Source organism: Microbacterium sp. JZ70, assembly GCF_053903225.1.
In genome coordinates, this window is record NZ_CP096405.1 from 80,124 (window position 1) to 99,223 (window position 19,100).

Sequence of the window (19,100 nt, forward strand, 5' to 3'; positions counted from 1 at the left end):
GGGCCGACGGGATCTCTCCTTCATTGACCAGACCACTGTGTCTGCTCCCTTTCTCGCCGAGCTTCGGCGCACGCTCGTCACCCTAGGGACGGCGCAGGAGCGACCGCAAGCCTTTTCGAAAGCTTTCGGTACGGGGAAGAGCGGATGGCCGGGATGGCACGGACAGCGCGCGCACGGCGGATGGCCGGGACGCCGCGGACGGCGGGACACAATGCGGGAGTTCCGACGCGGAAAGGGGCGGGAACCCGGTTCCCGCCCCTCGATCCGCTCGGATCTCCTGCGCTGTGTCCCGCTGTCAGGCGGGTCCGCCTCCCCTCAGCCGCAGGAGAGCGGGCCGTACGCGGCCGTGAGCGTCTCCGTCACCGCCTCGCCGTCGATCTCGCCGGTGATCTCGACCGACGCCTCGCCTTCCGGCACCGACGCCTCGCGGGTCGAGAAGCTCGCCGACCGCTTCTTCTCCGCGTCGACCTGCAGGGTCTTCGCCCCGAACGGCGTGGTGATCTCGAACGACCCGTCCGCCACGGCGCCGTTTCGGACCTCGACGACCGCGACCGCCTTGCCTCCGACGCACCGCAGCGACGCGGTCGCCGACGCCTCGAACGAGGGCTCGTCCGCCTGTGCGACAGCGAGCCAGCTGATCACGGGGTCCTGCGAACCGGTCTTCCGCACGGTGTAGGTGACGGTCGTCGGCTCGGTCAGCGTGAACGTCGTGTCGCTCGTCGCCCGCGTCGTGCTGCTCGAGAGGGAGACCGGCGCCCCGGCGACGGTGTGCGTCCCCGTCGAGTCCGTGAACGACACCTCGGTCGCCATGGGGCGGTTCTGCCCCCACCACTCCGCGAACCCGGCCGTCAGGGTGTACTCGCCGGCATCGAGAGGCAGCCGGTAGCGCACCGTCTTGCCCGCGCCCGCCCACAGGCCGGTGGAGAAGATGTCGTTCACATCCGTCCCGCCCTTCACGTTGAGCCCGTCGTTGACGAAGCCCCACGAGGCCGCGTCGGCCGAGGCCCGGTCGACGGCGTCGTTCGCGAGATCGAACGTTCGCGACACCGCATCGAACGCGGGTGACGCCTGGCCGCTCGGCACGCCCGAGTCGATGAAGTACCGGATGCCGTCGGGCACGACCTGGAAGCGGGCGGAGATCTGCTGCTTCCGGCCGTCGGCGATCGGCTCCGTCGTCCAGCCGAGCACGGTCACCGCCGCGTAGGGCCGACGCTCGGCCTCGTCGCTCCCTGGCGCCCACTGCACCGCACGCTCGACGCCGTCGATGACGACCGATGCCGGAAGGTCGCCGCCGACCGAGACCGCCCCGGCCAGGCCGAGATCGCGCACGTCGTCCGTCACGTCGGCCGGCCGCAGCCCGTTGGCCGCGGACTCCAGCCGCGCGGCGAGCTGGGCGGCGCCGATCGCGTCGAGACCGGCCTGGCCGTCGACCGCCGCCTCGGCTGCCGCGCGCGCGGCGGCGAACGCGGCCCACGAGGCCTCCGAGTAGTCCCCCTGCTCGTAGCCGGCGGTGTCGTCGAGTGCGTCGCGGATCTCGTCGGTGTCGACGGCTCCGTCGACGACGCCCGAGATGACGGAGTAGCCGTCGATGACGACTGTTCCCGAGACCACCTCGATCACGACCGTGTGCTCGCCGTCGGGCAGGCCGCGCAGGGAGTACGCCGCCTCGCGCTTCGAGGTCGCGCGCAGCGTCGCGCCCTCGACGGGCTGCCCGTCGACCGAGACGCGGATGCGCGCACCCGCGGCGTTCCCGCCGATGAGGTCGACGCCCGTGCCCGAGAACGCGATCGTCGCCGTCGCGCCCGCGGCCGACGTGGTCGACGTCGAGCGGTACCAGTCGTCGGCGCTGCCGGCCGTGGCCTTGTGCGCCCACGCCCCGGTGTACGCCACGCGGGAGTCCATGTTGTCGACGAGCTCCGAGGCGTAGGCGGTGTAGCCGTCCACCTTCTCCACGCGCAGGTCGTCGAACGCGACCTCGTGGAACTCCGTGCCGAGGTTGACGCGACCGGCGTACTCCGGGTTGGGGTCGGTCCACGTCGCCACCTGCTCGCCGTCGACCCATGCCGTGATCTGCGCGCCCTTGGCCTCGATCGCGAGACCGTAGCCATCCGCTGCGGCGACCGAGCCGCTCGCGACCGTCGTGTCGTGGCGCGCGAGCGTCCACGCGCCCGCCTTCGTGATGCGGATGCTGTACGCGGCGTCGCCCGCGCCCATCCCCTTCTGCTGCCGCACGCCCAGGCGCGCGAGCCCGCCCGCCTCGTCGACGAACGACACGTCGACGGACGCCCGGTAGTTCTGCCAGCGGAAGTCGCCGACGAGCGTGTTCGGCTGGCGCACGTTCCAGGCGCGCGTGTCCTTCATGGACTGGTCCATCCGCTGGAAGAGCACGCGGTCTCCGGTGCCGTCGTCGCCGACCTCCCACGCCCCGGTCTGGTCGACCATGTAGCGGGGCTGGTGGCCGCGCGAGGTCAGGTAGTCCTGCTCCTCCGTCCGCGCGCCGTTGTCGACGCCGACGCGCACCGGTCCCTCCTCGTCGTACTCGAAGTCGTCGGCGTAGAGCACCTCGTCCGATGCGTCGAGAGCGCCGCCGGTCTCGTCGGTGTCGAGCACGGCGCGCTCGGCCTGCTCCGGAAGGCGCTCGGCGAGGTCGGCGTCGCCCGAGCGATCGAGCGTCGTGAAGGTGATGATCGACCGCGGCGCGACCGTGAAGGTGTACGAGCCGTCGGACGCGGGCTGCAGCTCCTGGGCGAGGTGCAGCATGTTCGCGTCGTAGGCCTCGCCGGCGTCGGCTGCGCGGGTCTCCCACAGCTCCGCCGTGAGGTCGTCGCCGAGTGCGAGGGCGGATGGCGCGATGCGGTAGGTCTTCGTCTGGTCGCTGTCGTTCACGACCACGGTCGAGAAGTCCGACGCATCGGGCGCCGCGAGCGTCATGTAGCTCGGCGCCCCGTTCGACCCGTCGAGGTTCTCCGTGCCCAGGACGCCGCTCGCGCTCGCCTCGGGGATGGTCCGCCAGATGCCGGCGGTGTTGTCGGCGTTCTCCCACCCGGTCTTCGCGAACGACGTGAAGTGGCGCATCACGTACGTCGCCGCGTCGTAGTGGATGGATCCCGACCACGGGTCGCGGGCGCTCAGCAGCTCCTTGTGGCTGTACTGCGCCCCCTCGTAGAACGAGCCGATCGCGGGCTGGAAGATGTAGTGCGTGCGCTTGGAGTTCGCGTACCCCTTGACGACGCGGTTCGCGAGGTCGAGCGCGCTCTGCACGCCGCCGATCCCCGTCGACGCGCCGCCCGGGCCATCCGTGTTGTTCACGCGGTAGTCGGTGTAGCCGAACGAGCCCACGCCCTCCGAGTACCAGACCTCGCGATCCTCGCCGGTGGGCGTCTGTCCCGTCGCGAGCTTCGTGTACGGCTGGTAGGTGCTGCTCGTCGGGTCGCCGTCGAGCCGGTCGTCCGTGTTGTAGTGGTAGCCGACGGCGTCGACGATGTCGAACAGCTCGGGGTCGTCGAGCAGCGCGGGGCCGATCTTCTTCGTCTGGTTCTCGTCGGACGCGACGATCCGAATGGACCGGTACGCCTCGCCGACAGCCTCCTGCTCGTCGGCGGGGATCCCGTAGCGGGGGTCGGCGAAGTCGGTGTCGTTCGCGACGCGGTCCGCGTACCACTTCACGAACGCGATGTCGGGGTTCGTCGTCTCGTTGGTGTCGGGGTTCACGTAGTCGACGATGAAGCCGTACTTCTCGTACGCGTCGAGGATGGTCTCCTTGTACCAGGTGTACATCTCGTCCTGGCCGGTGCCGGCGCTCCAGGCGGTCTGCACCCACTGCGGCATCGTCCAGCGCAGGATCGACACCTTCACGTCGGGGTTCACCGTCTTCGCGTCGGCGGCCAGCTGCCATCCGGGCGAGCGCGACGCGTCCGCGAGCTCGTCGGGAGTGCGCATCGTGGCGGCGTCCGCCCCCGTCGAGTTGTTCGTGTCGGAGCCCATCTCGATCTTCACGTGGCTGATCAGCGGGTACTCGCCGCCGAACAGCACATCGATGAGCTGCCAGTACGCCTCGGGGTGCTCGGCCTTGTAGTCCATGAGCAGGTTGCTCGTGGAGTTCGCGCTGAGCACGCCGAGCCCCTTGAAGGGCAGGCCCGCCGTGTTGTCGGGGCGGATGTCGCCGCCGTCGACGGCGATCTGGACGGTCTCGTCGGCCGCCTGGGCGGGGGGTGCGACGAGGGCGGATGCCGTGAGCGCGGCGAGCGCGACGGCGGCGGCTCCCGCGGTGCGGGCGGGTGAGGGCATGCGAAGACTCCTTCGTCTTGCGGATGGGGGTGTGCCTCTCGAGGCAGATGCCTCGCGGGCGGAGCGCCTCAGGCGGAGTGCCTCAGGCGGCGATGACGAGCGATTCGAGCAGGACGGGGTGGGCGAGCGGCTCCCCCGCGGCGACGCGACGGAGCTCGGCGATCTCGGTGTCGATCATGCGATCGACCTCGGTGCCGACGGACCCGGCGATATGCGGCGTGAGCAGCACGTTCGGGTGGTCGTAGAGCGGATGGTCGGGCGGGAGCGCCCACGGGACGGTCACGTCGAGCACTGCGTGGAGGTCTCCGACGAGGATCCGCTCGGTGAGCGCCTCCTGGTCGACGATCTCGCCGCGGGCCGTGTTGATGAACGTCGCGCCGGGGCGCATCGACGCGATGAGCGGGGCCGAGATGAGACCGCGCGTCGACGGCAGCGAGGGCGCGTGCACCGACACGACATCGCTCTCGGCGCACAGCTCGGCAAGCGTGACCGGCCGCGCGCCGAGTGCGGTCACCGCGTCGTCGGACAGCGTGGGGTCGAACAGGAGCACGTCGAGGTCGAACGGGCGCAGGAGCTCGACGACGCGGCGGCCGATGCGCGACGCGCCGACGATGCCGACGACGCGCCGGTAGTTGCCGACGACGCCGAGCCCGGCCTGGTCGATGAGCTCGCGGCGCTCGCGGTACTCGCGCGCGATCTGCACGATGCGCTTGTTCGACATGAGGATGGCCGCGAGGGTGAACTCGGCGACGGGCACGGCGTTCGCGTCGACGGCCGAGCTCACCTGGATGCCGCGCTCCCACACGACGGGGTCGAGCTGGTCCTTCACGGATCCGGCGACGTGCAGGATCCAGCGCAGCCGAGGCGCACGATCGAGCACGGCCGCGTCGACGCGCGGCGTGCGCCAGCCGGTGATGAGCACGTCGGCCTCGGCGAGCGCGGCGAGAGCCTCGGGGGTGTCGAACGCGTCGACGGTCGCGAGCAGCTCGCCGTGGGCGGCCAGCTCCCGAGCGAGGTGCGTCTCGGACTCGGGGGCGAACGCGCCGGAGCCGACGGCGCTCACGATGCGCGGGCGGATGGTGATGGCGGGCGGGTTCATGGTGGTCCTTCGGGAGAGAGGGGAGGGTCAGGACTCCGCGGGCGCGAGCACGGGCTGCAGGGTGTAGCGCCCGCCTGCCCACACCACGTAGAGGCACGCGGCAGCGGTGAGCCCGATCCCGAGCGCGGGCGCGGCGACGACGACCGCTGCCTGCACGGCGACGACGGCGAACGAGGCGACCGTGAGCGGCCAGCGCCGCACGGCGAGCACGAGGCCCGCGCGCAGCACGTCGCGCAGCCGGGCGTCCGGATCCTCCGCGACCGCGACCATCCCGACCATCCCCATCGCGATCGCGAGCAGGGCGACGACGATGAGCAGCGGGGCGACGACCGCGCCGGCGCCGGTCGGCACGAGCACGAACACGTCGACGAGGGCGACGGTCACAACGGCGCCGACGAGCGCGGAGAGCGCGAGGGCGCGTCGCCAGGTCGCGCGCAGCGAACGGGCGAAGGCGCGCAGGACGCCGGTCTCGCCGTCGGCGTGCGCCCGGAACGTGCCGAACGCGGCGGCGACGCCGGGCCCCGCGAGCACCGCGGCGAGCGCGAGCGCGGGCCACGAGAGGGAGGGGTCGGTTGTCAGGAGCAGCGCGATGAACGGCAGGGCGACCGCGGCGAGCGCGAGGTTCACGCCGAGCGCGAGGTGCACGACGCCGAAGAGCGTCGCGTACACGCTGTGCGGGATGCGCTTCATGATCAGCCCTTCATGCCGCTCGTCGCGATGCCCTCGACGAAGAACCGCTGGCCGAGGAGGAAGACGATCGCGATCGGCAGGATCGAGATCACGAGGCCCGCGAAGAGCACGCCGTAATCCACGTCGTAGAGGCTCGAGACGAAGTTCTTGAGACCCAGCTGCATCGTCCACAGGCTCGGGTCGCGCAGGTAGATGAGCGGTCCGAGGTAGTCGTTCCACGTGTTCACGAAGGTGAGGAGCGACAGGCTCGCGATCGCCGGCACCGACAGCGGGAGCATGATCCGGCGCCAGATGCCGTACTCGCTGAGCCCGTCGAGGCGCGCCGCCTCGGACAGGTCCTCGGGGACGGTCTCGTAGAACTGCTTCATGAGGAACACGCCGAACGCGCCGAACGCCTGGAGCAGGATGATCGACCACAGCGTGTTCGCGAGGCCCGCGTCCGACAGCAGGATGAACTGCGGGATCATGTACGACTGCCACGGGACGGCGATCGTCGCGACGTAGAGGAGGAACAGCGCGTCGCGGCCGGGGAAGCGGATCCGGGAGAACCCGTACGCCGCGAACGAGCCGGTCAGCACCTGCAGGGCCGTGACCGTGACCGAGAGGACGAGCGTGTTGCGGATCCACGTGACGATGTCGGAGCGCGTCCAGATCTCCACGTAGTTGTCCCATACGAACACCTCGGGGATCCAGCGGATCGGCACCGAGAAGACCGCGTTGGCCTCCTTGAGCGAGCTCATGATCATCCAGAAGAACGGAGTGAGCATGGCGGCCGCCGCCGCGATGAGCGCGACGTAGAGGAGCGCGCGGGCGATCGGGTGCGCCTTCCCTCCCGCGCCGCGCGGGCGGGGCTTCGGGTCGATCGAGAGCCGGCGACGGGTCGGCTCGGGGGCGACGAGGGTCATGGTCTCGCTCATCACGAGTCCTTCCGCTTGTTCCACAGGAACTGCGCGATCGTCACGACGATGCACAGGAGGAAGAGCACGACGGCCGCGGCGGACGCGTAGCCGAACTGGTTCTCCTCGAAGCCCTTGCGGTAGATGAACTGCGAGATCACGGTCGTCGACTGGCCGGGGCCGCCGTTGGTGAGCACGAGGATGAGGTCGAAGATCTTGAACGAGTTGATCGTGAGCATGACCGTGACGAAGAACATCGTCGGCCGCAGCATCGGGATCGTGACGTTCCAGAACCGCTCGAAGACGTTCGCGCCATCCATCCGGGCCGCCTCGTGCAGCTCGCGCGGCACCGTCTGCAGCGCCGCGAGGAAGAGCACCATGTAGTAGCCCATGTCGCGCCAGGTGCTGATGATCACGACCGCGGGCATCGCCCACTCGGCCGAGGTGAGCCATCCGGGCGGCTCGGCGATCCCGATGAAGCGGAGGATCTCGTTGATCGGGCCGTACTGCGGGCTGAACAGGAGGTTCCACACGAGCGCGATCGCGACGATCGACGTGATGTAGGGGAAGAACGCGGCGGTGCGGAAGAACGCGACGCCGCGCAGCTTGTTGTTGAGCAGGAGCGCGAGCCCCAGCGACACGACGATCGTGAGCGGGATGTGCAGGACCGAGTAGTACAGCGTGTTGACGAACGCGGTCCGGAAGCTCCCGTCGCCGAGCAGGCGCTGGAAGTTCTGCAGCCCGACGAACTGCGACGATCCGAAGATGTTCCAGTTCGTGAGGGACATGTAGAACAGGACGACCACGGGCACGAGCGTGAGGACGGCGAACCCGAGGAAGTTCGGCAGGATGAAGCTCCACCCGATGAGGGTGTTGCGCATCCGCAGGCGGGATGGGCGACGCCGTGCAGGCGGCGCCGTCGCGGTGGTGGTCATGATGCTCCTAGGTCCTGGTCCTGATGTCTCACGCGCGGTGTCGTTCACTCCGGTCGTTGAGCGAGCGAGGAACGAGCGAGTCGAAACGCGGTGCCTCGTCTCGAGGTCGGCTTGCGACGTTTCGACTCGCTGCGCTCGCTCAACGACCGGGAAGCGGCTCGCTGAGTGCTACTCGGTGCCGACCTCGTTGGCGACGCGCTCCTCGGCCTCCGCGATCGCGGCGTCGACGTCAGCCGAGCCGGACAGGATGGCCGAGTGCATGTCGGCGAGGATGTTCTGCACCGCGGCGGTCTTGCTCGAGGTCGGGCTCTCGGCCTTCGTCTCGTGGGTCTGCACGGCGAACGCCGACAGCTCGTCCTGCGGAGCGCCCTCGACGCCGAAGTACGCCTCGACGACCGCGTCGGTGAACAGGGCGGGCGAGATGCCGATGCCGGCGAGTGCCGTCGCGGCCTCCTCGCTCGCGGCGAAGGCGAGGAAGTCCTTCGCGATCTCGACCTTGCTCTGGTCGATGTTGGCGTTGATCGCGAAACCCGTCGGGTCGCCGAACGTGACCGGCGTCGCGTCGAGCCCGGTCGTGGAAGCGTCCTGCTGCGGGATCGGCGCGATGCCCCACTCGAAGTCGTCGGCCTCGCCCGAGGCCTGCTGCGCGATGAGGGTCGCGACGAACCACGTGCCCATGGGCAGCATGGCGGCCTTCTGCTTGCCGAACTCGCCCTGGTAGGTGAGCTGGTTCGCCGTGACCGTGTTGTACGCCTCCTGGGCGCCGGCCTCCTGCAGCGCGAGGACGCGCTCGTAGTACGGGGCGAAGTAGTCGTAGTCGCCGCTCAGCAGGTCGGCTCCCTCGGTCTGCGCGGTCGCGAAGCCCTGCACGATCGACTGCCAGCTGTGCTGGTACGCGCCCTTCGCGGTCGATCCCGCCTCGCCGAGCTTGGTCGTGAGCTCCTCGGCGGCCGCCTCGTAGTCGTCCCAGGTCCACGATCCGTCGGGCTGGGCGACGCCGGCTTCGTCGAAGAGCGCCTTGTTGTAGTAGAGGACCCACGAGTCCTGGCGGTACGGCACCGCGTACGCCGTGCCGTCGACCTCGTACGACGCGGCGCCGCCGATCCCCTCGGGCAGCTCGACGTCGGACACGTCGAGCAGCTGACCGCCCTCCTGGAAGGTCGTGACGTGCTTGACCTCCTTCTGGGTGATGATGTCGGGGCCCTTGCCCGCAGCGAGGTCGGCCGTCACGAGGGTGTTGTACTCGACCGGGTCGTAGTCGACGATCTCGACCGTCACGTCGGGGTTGGCCTCCTCGAACAGGTCGGCGAGGAGCTGGAACTCGGGCGTCGTCTCGACGCTCCAGCCGGAGACGGTGAGCGTGACCGGCCCGTCGGGATCGGCCGCCGGCGTGCCGCCGCTGCATCCGGCGAGGGCGATGGCCGAGGCCGCGAGGCCGGCCGATGCGGCGATGATGCGCTTCTTCATGGGAGTGCTGCTCCTTTGCTGCAGGATTTTCGGGTGTTCGGGGATCACCGCTGCGCGGGCTGCGCGAGGCGGAGGTCTGAGAGGGCCGTCGTCGTCTCGACGCCGTCGGGCCAGGTGATGTGCGCGCTGTCTCCGTCGAGACGGAGCTGCACGCGCGGCAGCTCCTCGGCGCCGGAGAGGGCGAGCTCGACCGCACGCCACTCGCCGACGACGACCGCGCTCTCGAGAACGGGGACGGCGGCGGTCTCGCCGAGCGGGCTCGCGTCGCGTCGCTGCTCGACCCGGGCGCTCGCGACGTGCCCGAGCGCGCGGATGGCGCTGGTCGCGCCCTCGACCGACGCGATCGCGATCGCGTCGGGTGCGGTCTCGACGCGCGCGTCGACCCGGGCGCCCGCGGCGGGCCATCCGCCCCAGCGCAGCCGCCATCCGGCGAGGCTGCTCTCGGGGTCGTCGACTCGCGCGAGGCGCACCTCGTGCGCGCCGCGGACGATCGACACGACCGACAGCCGCGCGACCGCCTCAGCCGTGCCGCGCAGGCCCGAGCCATGCGCGACCTGGTCGGCATCGGCCGAGAAGGTGTGCGCGACCGCGGTCGACGCGCCGACGCCGACGCCGTCACCCGCGCGCACGCCGTGGCAGGACATCCCGGCGCGGTGGGTCGCGGCTCCGGTCGGGTCGACGAGCGAGACGGACTGCTCGAGCGGCTCGCGCCATCCGCGCGCGTCGAGCAGCGGGCTCGTGGCGGTCGAGTATCCGAGCCGCGCGTACAGCGGCGAGTCGGCGACGAGCGCCCCCTCGACCTCGTGGTCCGTGCCGTGGTTCGCGACGCGCACGACGCCGTCCCGGGCCGTGCCCGAGACGATCCACCCCGGCGCCGCGATCGCGCGCACGAAGTCGCCGCGCTCGACGGGGAGCGGCTCCGCGGGAGCGTCCCAGACCGGATGGTCGGCCGGGAGCATGATCCCGAGCAGGCCCTTGGCGGCCCAGTAGGGCGAGCCCGGCCCCGAGTACGACTGCGCGAGCTGACGCCATTCGCCGTGCCAGCCCATCGTCAGCACGCCGCGGTCGTCGGGGATGCCCCGGTCGGCGAAGTGCGACACGATCCGTGCGGCCGCATGACGCAGCGCGCCCGCGGAGACCGAAGGCACGTCGGCGACGACGCCCGCCCAGAACGGTGCGGCCGCCGCGAAGCGGTAGATGAGGCTGCGGCCCTGGATGAGGGGCGAGCCGTCGGCGCCGACGAGGTGCACGGCGTCCTGCAGGAAGCGGTCGAGCGACGCCCGGTCTGCCGCGATGCGCTCGCCGGCGAGATCGGCGGCGCCCGCCATGCGCGCCCAGAGCACGGGGTAGAGGTGCAGCGCCCAGCCGACGTAGTGGTCGTACGAGCGCGCCGCGCCGTCGGCCATCCACCCCTCGCCGCGCGCGAACGTGTCGTGCAGCGCGAGGTCCGCGGCGATGTCGTCGGCGGACCAGGGGCCGCCCACCGAGCGCAGGAAGGTCTGCACGACGACGCGGAACCACAGCCAGTTGATCGGCGGATAGGTGTCGTCGCCGACCGCGGGAGCCAGGTAGTCGATCACGCGCTGCTGCGTGAGCGCGTCGAGGCGGTCCCAGATCCAGGGGCGGGTCAGATCGAGGATGAGCGCGATCGACGCGGCCTCGACCTTCGCCTGCGCATGCTCCTCCATGCGCACCCAGCGGTCGGGCGCGTCGGGATCGACGCCCGCGCGGATGCCCTGGGAGAAGAAGTCGATGAGGTGGTCGACGCCGCGGCCGCGCTCTCCCGCGATGCGGAAGCCCGCGATGAGGAAGGTGCGCGCGAAGCCCTCGAGGCCGTCGACGTCGCGTCCGTAGCCGCCCTCGGCGCCGGGGATGAGGATGCGCCCGCGGCCGGCGGAGCCTTGCGCCATCGCGCCCTCCAGGAGGCGGTCGGCGTAGGCCGTCCAGTCGGCGCGCGTCCACTCGGACGAGTGCGCTGCGCGGGCGGGTGCGGGTGTCACGGGTTCCCCTTCGAACGGCGTGCGGGCGGGCTGACGTTGAGGAGCGTATCAATCAGATCCGCTCTTGCAAACGCAATCTTGAACGGGCATGATCGTTTCTGATCACTTCGGCGGATGTCGCCGAGGGCAGGAGGAGATCGACGATGACCCCTTTCCGTGGACCGCTCGCGGACGCGCTCGCGCGCGCAGCCGGCGTCGAGCTCGATGCCCTCGACCGGGCCCTCGCCGAGCGACTCGCCGAGCCCGACGCCGCTCTTCCGCCCGCCGATCTGCGGCGCGCAGACCCCGCTGCCATCGCCGCCTTCCGCGCGCGGGCCGAGCGCGAGCTGCCGGAGCCCTGGCCGCAGCCCCGTGCGCACGACGCCGCCCGATTCCACGGCGACGGCGACCGCGTCGCCTGGGAGGCGCCCGCCTTCGCCCGCCAGGAGCGCCTCACGCGCGTCGCGGTCCTCGCGGGCGCCGGGGGCGAGGAGACGTGGCTCGACGAGACGCTCGACGGCGTCGTGATGCTCTGCGAGCAGAGCTCGTGGTGCTGGCCCGCGCACGATGACACGCGCGATCGGCACGGGGCCGTCCTCGCGACCGTGACCGACCCCTATGTCGATCTCGGCGCGGGCGAGGTCGTGTCGCAGCTCGCCTGGCTCGACCACGCGGTCGGCGAGCAGCTCGAGGCCCGCTTCCCCGGCATCCGGGCGCGCGTGCGGCACGAGGCGCACGTGCGGATCTTCGAGCCGTTCCTCCGCCGCCGCGACTGGCGGTGGATCGGCCTCGACGGACACGTCCACAACTGGAACCCCTGGATCCACGGCAACGTGCTCGTCGCCGCGCTGCGGCTGCTCGACGCCCCCGAGCAGCGCGACGAGCGGGCGCGCGTCGTCGCTCTCGTCGTCGAGGGCCTCGACCGCTACGTCGCCGCGCTGCCCCTCGACGGCGCGATCGACGAGGGCTACGCCTACTGGTGGAACGGCGCGTGCCGCCTGCTCGAGGCGCTCGACGTGCTCGCGCACGCGACCGGCCTCGACGTGACCGGCGACATCCCGTCGCTGCGCGAGACGATCGCCTTCCCGCATCGCATGCACCTCGGCGGCCCGTGGTTCGTGAACGCCGCCGACGGGCAGGCGCGTCAGACCGGGCCGCAGCCGTGGCACGCGCTCCACCGCGCGGCGCGACGCGTGGGCGACGACGCGGCGGCCGCCTTCGCCGCGCTCCACCGCGATCCGTCGCGCCCCGCCGTCGCCGAGCCGGAGGGTCTCGGCCGGGTGCTCCGTGGGCTGACCGATCCCGCGTGGCTCGCGGCCGCCCCGGGCTCCGATCCGCTGCCCGCGCGCGTGTGGCTCCCGTCGACCGAGATGCTCGTCGTCCGCGAGCGCGAGGGCGAGCCGCGCGGCCTGACCGTGGTCGGCAAGGGAGGGCACAACGCCGAGAGCCACAACCACGACGACGTCGGGAGCGTCATCGTCGCGTCCGACGGAGTGCCCGTCCTCGTGGATGCGGGCCGGCCGACGTACGAGGCGCGGACGTTCAGCGACGCGCGGTACGAGCTCTGGCCCATGCAGAGCGCGTGGCACAGCGTCCCGTTCATCCGCGGACGGGGGCAGTCGGAGGGGCGCGAGCGCGCGGCGCGCCTCGTCGACGTCGGCGACGCCGAGCTCGTCCTCGAGCTCGCGGACGCCTACGACGTGCCCGAGCTCGAGAGCTGGCGCCGCGCCATCCGCCTCGACCGCGCGCGACGCACGGTCGCGATCGTCGACGCGTGGCGTCTCGCGCCCGGGGACGGCGCGACCGAGATCCGCCTGCTCGCGGCCGGCGACGTCAGCCTCGCGGCGGGCGCCGCGCGGATCGTCCCGCTCGACGGGGCGCGGCCCGTCGAGCTCTCGTGGGACCCCGCGGCCCCGGCACGGCTCGTCGAGCAGCCGCTCACCGACCCCATGCTCACCCATGTGTGGGGCGAGCGCCTCGTCCGCATCGACATCGACGTGTCGGGCCTCGCGGAGCTCACGGTCACCGTGCGCCAGGATGGATCGACCGAGGAGGGACGATGACCGATCAGAGCGCGCCGCTCGCGGCCTCGCGCCGCGACCTCATCCTCGACGCGCTGGCGCGCGCGGGCGCCGTCCGCGTGTCGCAGCTCACCGAGGACCTGGGCGTGGCTGCCGTGACGCTGCGCCGCGACCTGCAGCAGCTCGAGGAGGAGGGCCTGCTCATGCGCGTGCACGGCGGCGCCGTGCCGCCGCCCGGGGGCGTCGTCGCCCGGCGCCCCTCGCCCGACCGCGCGTCGGCCGCGAGCATCGGCGTGCTCGTGCCGTCGCTCGACTTCTACTGGCCGCAGGTCGTGCGCTCGCTCGAGGGCGCCGCCCGCGAGCACGGCGCGTCGATCCTCCTGCGCGGCACCTCGTACGACATGCAGGACGAGCGCCCCGTCCTCGAGCGGATGGTGGAGGCAGGCGATCTCGCCGGGCTGGTCGTCGCGCCCAACACCGACACCGAGTACGCGCAGGACGTCATCGCGTGGCTCACCTCGTCGGGGATCCCGTTCGTGCTCGCCGAGCGCGAGGCGGTGTCGCGCCCCGACGGGGCCCCGGTCGAGTCCGTCACGACCGACCACGCGCTCGGCGCGGTGCTCGCGGCGCGTCACCTCGCGCAGCTGGGCCATCGAAAGGTCGGCCTCCTCATCTCGCGCAACTCGCCGACCTCGCGCAAGATCATCGCCGGATGGACGGCCGCGTGCCGTGAGCTCGAGCTCACCCCCGCGGAGCACGTGGAGCGGATCCTGCCCGACCGGGGCGCCCCCGGCTTCTCGAAGGGCGTCGACGAGATGCTCGACAGCGTGCTGAAGGCCGGCGTGACGGCTCTGCTCGTCCACTCCGACCGCGAGGCCATGGCGATCGTCGACCTCGTGCTCTCGCGCGGTCTGTCGGTGCCGGGCGACCTCTCCGTCGTCGCCTACGACGACGAGTTCGCCGAGCTCTTCACGCCCGCCCTCACGGGCGTCGCTCCCCCGCGTGCGGCGATCGGTCGCGCGGCGCTCGAGCTCCTCTTCGCGCGCATCGCCGACCCGTCGCGTCCCGTGCACCGCGTGACGCTGAGCCCCGCGCTCAACGTGCGCGCATCGACGGGGGCACCGGCGTAGCGCGGCCGGCTCCGCGTCGACGGCGCGGCCGGGTCAGTGCCGCAGGCGCTCGAGGCCGAGCGCCGGCGCGAGTCGCTCGAGCGACCCGAGCGGGTCGTCTCCGAGCGGCTGCAGCGCCACGTGGTCGGCGCCCGCGCCGAGGTGCGTGCGCAGCGCGGCGGCCGCGGCCTCGGGGTCGGGGTTGGCCGCGACGGCGTCGATGAGCTCGTCCGACCCGCCGTCGGCGAAGTCCTCGTCTCTCGCGCCGAAGCGCTTGAGCGCGTCGACGTAGTTCGACAGCCCGAAGTAGCGCTCGAGAGAGGCCCTGGCCGTCGCGCGTGCGGCCTCGGCCGAGTCGGCGAGCGCGACCTTCATCTCCGGCGCGAGGAGCGCGTCGCCGAGCACCTCGCGCGCATGTGCCGTGTGCGCGGGGACGGTGAGGTACGGATGGGCGCCGAGCGTGCGCTCCGCGGCGAGCGCGAGCGTGCGGTCGCCGAGCGCCGCGAGCACGCGCTGATCGCGGCGGACACCCTCCGCATCGAGCACGTCGAGGTACGCGTTGAGCGCTCCGAGAGGCTTCTCGCGGTGCGGCGTGGCCTCGCGGTGCCCCGAGCCGATGCCGAGGACGAGCCGGCCGGGATGCGCATCCTCGATCCGATGGAACGCTCGGGCCACGCTCTCGGCGTCGGCCTGCCAGATGTTGACGATGCCGGTGGCGACGATGATCGACGTCGTCGCGTCGAGGAGCTCCTCGACGATCACGAGGTCCTGCGCGGGCGACCCGCCCACCCACAGCGTTCCGTATCCGAGCTGCTCGACGCCCTGGGCGAAGGCGCCGTCGAGGCGCGCCGCGGGGCGCCACACGCCGTAGGAGCCGAACTCCGCCTTGTCGGTCATGCTCACCTCTCCAGGTCGGGGAACAGCATCCGCTCCGCGCGGTGCGCGAAGGCCGTGCCCACCGTGTCGGGGTGCACATCCGCCACCGTAGCCGGGTTCCAGCGCGGCTGCCGGTCCTTGTCGATCACCTGCGCCCTGATCCCCTCGACGAGGTCGGGCTGCGTCGCGAGGTACCAGCACATGAGGTGGTACTCCTGCTCGAGCGCGTGGCGCTGCGACGGCAGCGCGCGAGCCGAGCGGATGGCCCCGAGCGTGACGACGAGCGCGGTCGGCGAGCGCTCGTCGAGGGCCGCGAGGGCCGCGGCAGGCGACGGGTCCTCGTCGGCGGCGACGCCCTCCGCGACCAGCTGCTCGAGCCGCTCGCGGATCTCGGGGAGCGTGTCGGCCGAGAAGGCGCGGTCGATCCACGGCTGCGCGCGCTGGATCCGGCTCGGCTCCGGCGTCTCGTCGAAGAGCATGACGAGCTCGGTCGGCGTGGCCGGGTCCGCGCGCATCTCGAGGGCGTCGACGACCGACGGGATGCGGTCGCTCGGGACGTAGTGGTCGGCGAAGCCGCAGTGGATGGCGTCGGCGGCGTCCATCGTGTCGCTCGTGAGCGCGAGGTACTCGCCGAGACGGCCTGGCGCGTGCGCGAGGAGCCACGAGCCACCGGCGTCGGGCGAGAATCCGATGCGCGTCTCGGGCATCGCGAGGCGCGAGCGCTCGGTCACGATGCGGACGTGCGCGTTGCCGGCGAGCCCGATCCCGCCGCCCATGGTGACGCCGTCGGCGATCGCGACGATCGGCTTGGGGTACGCGGCGACCTCGGCGTCGACGCGGTACTCGACGCGGAAGAACGGCTCGGCGGCCGGCTCGCCGCCGTCGAGCATGCTCGCGTACAGGGCGCGGATGTCGCCGCCCGCCGAGAACCCGCGGTCGCCGGCGCCCTCGAGCAGCACGATCGCGACATCCGGCTCATCCCGCCATCCGTCCAGGATCTCGCCCACCGCCTGGAGCATCTCGAGCGAGAGGGCGTTGATGGCCTCGGGGCGGTCGAGCGTGATGCGCCCCACCCCGCTCTGCATCTTCGCGGCGACTCTGGCCGAAGGCGTCGTGTCCATCACGCGTGCCACGTTACCCGGCGCGCGTCCCGGCCCCGGCCGCGGGGTGCCCACGGAGGGGTTTGCGCCGATGTGCCACGGTTCTCAGCGGGATTCCGACAAGATAGGGGGAACATGCATGCAGATGAAGGGGTCACCATGACCGACGGCAAGGTGCTCGAGTTCACGGGCGTCACGAAGACCTTCGACGGGATCGCCGCTGTCTCGGACTTCACCGCCCGCGTGGACCCCGGCTTCGTGACCGCGTTCCTCGGCCCCAACGGAGCGGGCAAGACGACGACGCTGCGGATCCTCCTCGGGCAGCTGCGCGCCAACGCGGGCACCGCGACGATCGGCGGCAAGACGTTCGCGCAGCTCTCCAGCCCGCGCCGCGTCGTGGGCTGGGTGTCGGAGTCGCCGACGTTCCGGGCGCGCCGCACGGCGGTCAAGCACCTGAGCACGGTCGCACGTCAGGCCGGTGTGCCGTCATCGCGCGTGGCCGAGGTGCTCGCGCTCGTGGGCCTCTCCGAGGTCGCCGACATGCGCATCTCGGGCTACTCCCTCGGCATGACGCAGCGACTCGCGGTCGCGGAGGCGATGATCGGCGACCCCGGCGTGCTCGTCCTCGACGAGCCCGCGAACGGACTCGACCCCGAGGGCATCCGGTGGATGCGCCTCCTCATGCGCCGCCTCGCCGATGAGGGCCGCACGGTGCTCGTGTCGTCGCACCTGCTCAGCGAGATCCAGCAGGTCGCGGATCGGCTCCTCGTCATCTCGAACGGCTCGCTCGTCTTCGCGGGCGCCATCGAGGACCTCGAGGACGCGTCGTCGCAGACGGTCGCCGTCGACTCGCTCGACCGCGCCGCGCTCTCGCGCGCCCTGCGCGACGCGGGCTACGAGGTCGAGCTGCTGCGCTCGGGCATCAACGTGCAGGGCGCCTCGGCCGCGGAGATCGGCGCGCTCGCCGCGCAGGCCGGTGTCGCGCTCACCACGCTGCAGCAGCGCAGCCCCAGCCTCGAGGACGTCTTCATCCAGCTCGTGAGCGGCGAGTACGTGCCGCCGATGACCGCGGCGCTGCCGCCGACGGCGGGTGCCGCGGACGGCGCGGTCGCGGATGTCTCGCGTGACGCGGATGTGGCAGCTGCGGTTGTCTCGGGTGACGCGGATGTCGCAGCTGCGGATGTCTCGGATGCGGATGTCGCAGGTGACGCGGATGTCGCAGCTGCGGATGCCTCGAGTGACGCGGATGTCGCAGCTGCGGATGTCTCGGATGACGCGGCTGCGGATGTCTCAGATGAGGCGGACGCGACGACCGTGGACGCCGAGGCCGACCGCCACGAGGACGCGGAGCCGAACTCCGAGGACGCGGGTCTCTCCCCCGCCGAGGTCGGCGTGACGGCTGCCGCGGGCGCCGCCGCCGGAGTCGGCGTGGCCGCCATCGTGACCGACGCGACCGACGAGCAGCCGGCCGACGCCGACGCAGGTGAGAACGCGGACGCCGCCGAGGAGGGCGAGGCGGACGCGGAAGACGCCGCACCCCAGGGCGCTGCGGACGCAGAGGGAGAGACGGCCTCCGACGAGAAGGCCTCCGACGAGAAGGCCTCCGACGAGACGGCCTCGGACGAGCCGACCTCCGACGAGACGGCCTCCGACGAGACCGAGGACTACGCGCCGGCGGAGTACGAGGCCGCGGGCGAGGAGGACGACGCCGAGGGCGACGACGCGGCAGCGGAAGCGCTCGAGCACACCGCCCCCGAGGACGCGCCGATCGAGGACGCGCCGTTCGTCGCCGACGCGCCGGCGCCGGTGCCCACGTGGCACATCCCCGCCGCTCCTGCGCCGACCACCGACGCCGACTTCGAGCGCGAGGTCGCCGAGGCCGACGCCTTCCTCCAGGCTCCGGCCATGGACGGCGACCCCGGCGCCGCGCACGCGTGGGACGACGAGGCTCCCGCGGCTCCCGAGCACGTCGCCGAGAGCCACGAGGACTGGACGCCCGAGGCCGACGACGCCGACGCCCCGGCCGACGCCTTCGCCGCCGATTCCGATCCGTCGGAGGCTCCCCACGACCGGCACGAGGGCGAGCAGGATGCTCCTCGCGACGACGCCGACAGCCCCGACGTGCTCGAGGAGCCCGATGCGGTCGTCGAGTTCGACGGTGGCGACGACGCCGAGGACGCCGAGGCGGCTCCGTTCGCGGGCGGCCTGCCGGGGTCGGCGCGTCTGGCGAACCTCCTGGCCGGTGGCGACGAGCCGGTCGGCGGCGCGGCCGCGTTCCTGGGCCATGACGCCGACGAGCACGAGCCGGGCGAACCGACCATCGCCATCCCGACGATCGACCACCTCTCGACGGAGACCGTGGCCGTGCCGATGATCGGCGCCGAGGAGTCCACCGAGGAGGAGGACGCGGCCGTCGTCGAGGGCGAGAACGAGGAGGGCTTCTCGTTCGACGACATCCTGCGCGGAGCGGGCGTCGACCCGGTGACCTACGAGGGCACCGAGCAGCCCACCGAGGACGACGCCGACTGACGCACCAACTGTGCGACACGGGGACTTCGACTCGGCGCGAGCAAACCGTGCAGGCCGGGGGCACCGAGATCTGGCGCGCCGAAGGGGACCGCTCCCCGCGTCCGCCGTCACG

12 protein-coding genes are annotated in these 19,100 nt (G+C 72.2%); 3 read left to right on the top strand and 9 right to left on the bottom strand.

The genetic code is table 11. The features are described from left to right. Nucleotides 1-315: 315 nt before the first annotated feature. The 7 genes from M1D46_RS00275 to M1D46_RS00305 all read right to left on the bottom strand — a co-directional run bounded on the left by M1D46_RS00275 (nucleotide 316) and on the right by M1D46_RS00305 (nucleotide 11,374). Nucleotides 316-4,287, bottom strand: a complete 3,972-nt coding sequence (locus M1D46_RS00275; RefSeq protein WP_456286210.1) for a hypothetical protein — start codon at nucleotides 4,285-4,287, stop codon at nucleotides 316-318. Nucleotides 4,288-4,369: 82 nt separating this feature from the next. Continuing rightward, entirely contained in the window at nucleotides 4,370-5,386 is a 1,017-nt protein-coding gene (locus tag M1D46_RS00280) for a hydroxyacid dehydrogenase (protein ID WP_456286211.1), read from the bottom strand. Nucleotides 5,387-5,413: 27 nt separating this feature from the next. Then, nucleotides 5,414-6,076, bottom strand: a complete 663-nt coding sequence (locus M1D46_RS00285) for a ferredoxin-NADPH reductase (protein ID WP_421075197.1) — start codon at nucleotides 6,074-6,076, stop codon at nucleotides 5,414-5,416. Between the two features lie 2 nt (nucleotides 6,077-6,078). Continuing rightward, on the bottom strand, nucleotides 6,079-6,993 hold the full coding sequence (locus M1D46_RS00290; RefSeq protein ID WP_271172910.1) for a carbohydrate ABC transporter permease: 915 nt from the start codon (nucleotides 6,991-6,993) through the stop codon (nucleotides 6,079-6,081). Then, complete coding sequence (locus tag M1D46_RS00295; protein ID WP_271172911.1) at nucleotides 6,993-7,907, bottom strand: carbohydrate ABC transporter permease; 915 nt, start codon at nucleotides 7,905-7,907, stop codon at nucleotides 6,993-6,995. The genes M1D46_RS00290 and M1D46_RS00295 overlap by 1 nt, the downstream gene beginning before the upstream one ends. 168 nt (nucleotides 7,908-8,075) lie before the next feature. Then, nucleotides 8,076-9,374, bottom strand: a complete 1,299-nt coding sequence (locus M1D46_RS00300; protein WP_456286212.1) for an ABC transporter substrate-binding protein — start codon at nucleotides 9,372-9,374, stop codon at nucleotides 8,076-8,078. Between the two features lie 44 nt (nucleotides 9,375-9,418). Then, entirely contained in the window at nucleotides 9,419-11,374 is a 1,956-nt protein-coding gene (locus M1D46_RS00305) for a DUF2264 domain-containing protein (RefSeq protein WP_456286213.1), read from the bottom strand. A gap of 143 nt (nucleotides 11,375-11,517) precedes the next feature. Here M1D46_RS00305 and M1D46_RS00310 point away from each other — a divergent pair, with 143 nt between their 5' ends. Further along, on the top strand, nucleotides 11,518-13,416 hold the full coding sequence (locus tag M1D46_RS00310) for a heparinase II/III domain-containing protein (protein ID WP_456286214.1): 1,899 nt from the start codon (nucleotides 11,518-11,520) through the stop codon (nucleotides 13,414-13,416). After that, nucleotides 13,413-14,504 carry a substrate-binding domain-containing protein gene (locus M1D46_RS00315; RefSeq protein WP_271172915.1) on the top strand — a complete coding sequence of 364 codons (1,092 nt, stop codon included), beginning with the start codon at nucleotides 13,413-13,415 and terminating at the stop codon, nucleotides 14,502-14,504. The genes M1D46_RS00310 and M1D46_RS00315 overlap by 4 nt, the downstream gene beginning before the upstream one ends. 33 nt (nucleotides 14,505-14,537) lie before the next feature. Here the strand turns inward: M1D46_RS00315 and M1D46_RS00320 are convergent, their stop codons facing one another. After that, entirely contained in the window at nucleotides 14,538-15,380 is an 843-nt protein-coding gene (locus tag M1D46_RS00320; RefSeq protein ID WP_456286215.1) for a TIGR03620 family F420-dependent LLM class oxidoreductase, read from the bottom strand. A gap of 2 nt (nucleotides 15,381-15,382) precedes the next feature. Further along, on the bottom strand, nucleotides 15,383-16,480 hold the full coding sequence (locus M1D46_RS00325; RefSeq protein WP_456286216.1) for an enoyl-CoA hydratase/isomerase family protein: 1,098 nt from the start codon (nucleotides 16,478-16,480) through the stop codon (nucleotides 15,383-15,385). A gap of 138 nt (nucleotides 16,481-16,618) precedes the next feature. Here M1D46_RS00325 and M1D46_RS00330 point away from each other — a divergent pair, with 138 nt between their 5' ends. Continuing rightward, nucleotides 16,619-18,988, top strand: coding sequence for an ATP-binding cassette domain-containing protein (locus tag M1D46_RS00330; RefSeq protein WP_456286217.1), 2,370 nt, complete (start codon nucleotides 16,619-16,621; stop codon nucleotides 18,986-18,988). Nucleotides 18,989-19,100 lie beyond the last annotated feature (112 nt).

Excerpts from the sequence above, each read along its gene's own strand:
- M1D46_RS00275 (WP_456286210.1), bottom strand. The coding sequence starts at position 4,287 with ATGCCCTCACCCGCCCGCACCGCGGGAGCCGCCGCCGTCGCGCTCGCC.
- M1D46_RS00280 (WP_456286211.1), bottom strand. The coding sequence starts at position 5,386 with ATGAACCCGCCCGCCATCACCATCCGCCCGCGCATCGTGAGCGCCGTC.
- M1D46_RS00285 (WP_421075197.1), bottom strand. The coding sequence starts at position 6,076 with ATGAAGCGCATCCCGCACAGCGTGTACGCGACGCTCTTCGGCGTCGTG.
- M1D46_RS00290 (WP_271172910.1), bottom strand. The coding sequence starts at position 6,993 with ATGAGCGAGACCATGACCCTCGTCGCCCCCGAGCCGACCCGTCGCCGG.
- M1D46_RS00295 (WP_271172911.1), bottom strand. The coding sequence starts at position 7,907 with ATGACCACCACCGCGACGGCGCCGCCTGCACGGCGTCGCCCATCCCGC.
- M1D46_RS00300 (WP_456286212.1), bottom strand. The coding sequence starts at position 9,374 with ATGAAGAAGCGCATCATCGCCGCATCGGCCGGCCTCGCGGCCTCGGCC.
- M1D46_RS00310 (WP_456286214.1), top strand. The coding sequence starts at position 11,518 with ATGACCCCTTTCCGTGGACCGCTCGCGGACGCGCTCGCGCGCGCAGCC.
- M1D46_RS00315 (WP_271172915.1), top strand. The coding sequence starts at position 13,413 with ATGACCGATCAGAGCGCGCCGCTCGCGGCCTCGCGCCGCGACCTCATC.
- M1D46_RS00320 (WP_456286215.1), bottom strand. The coding sequence starts at position 15,380 with ATGACCGACAAGGCGGAGTTCGGCTCCTACGGCGTGTGGCGCCCCGCG.
- M1D46_RS00325 (WP_456286216.1), bottom strand. The coding sequence starts at position 16,480 with ATGGACACGACGCCTTCGGCCAGAGTCGCCGCGAAGATGCAGAGCGGG.
- M1D46_RS00330 (WP_456286217.1), top strand. The coding sequence starts at position 16,619 with ATGACCGACGGCAAGGTGCTCGAGTTCACGGGCGTCACGAAGACCTTC.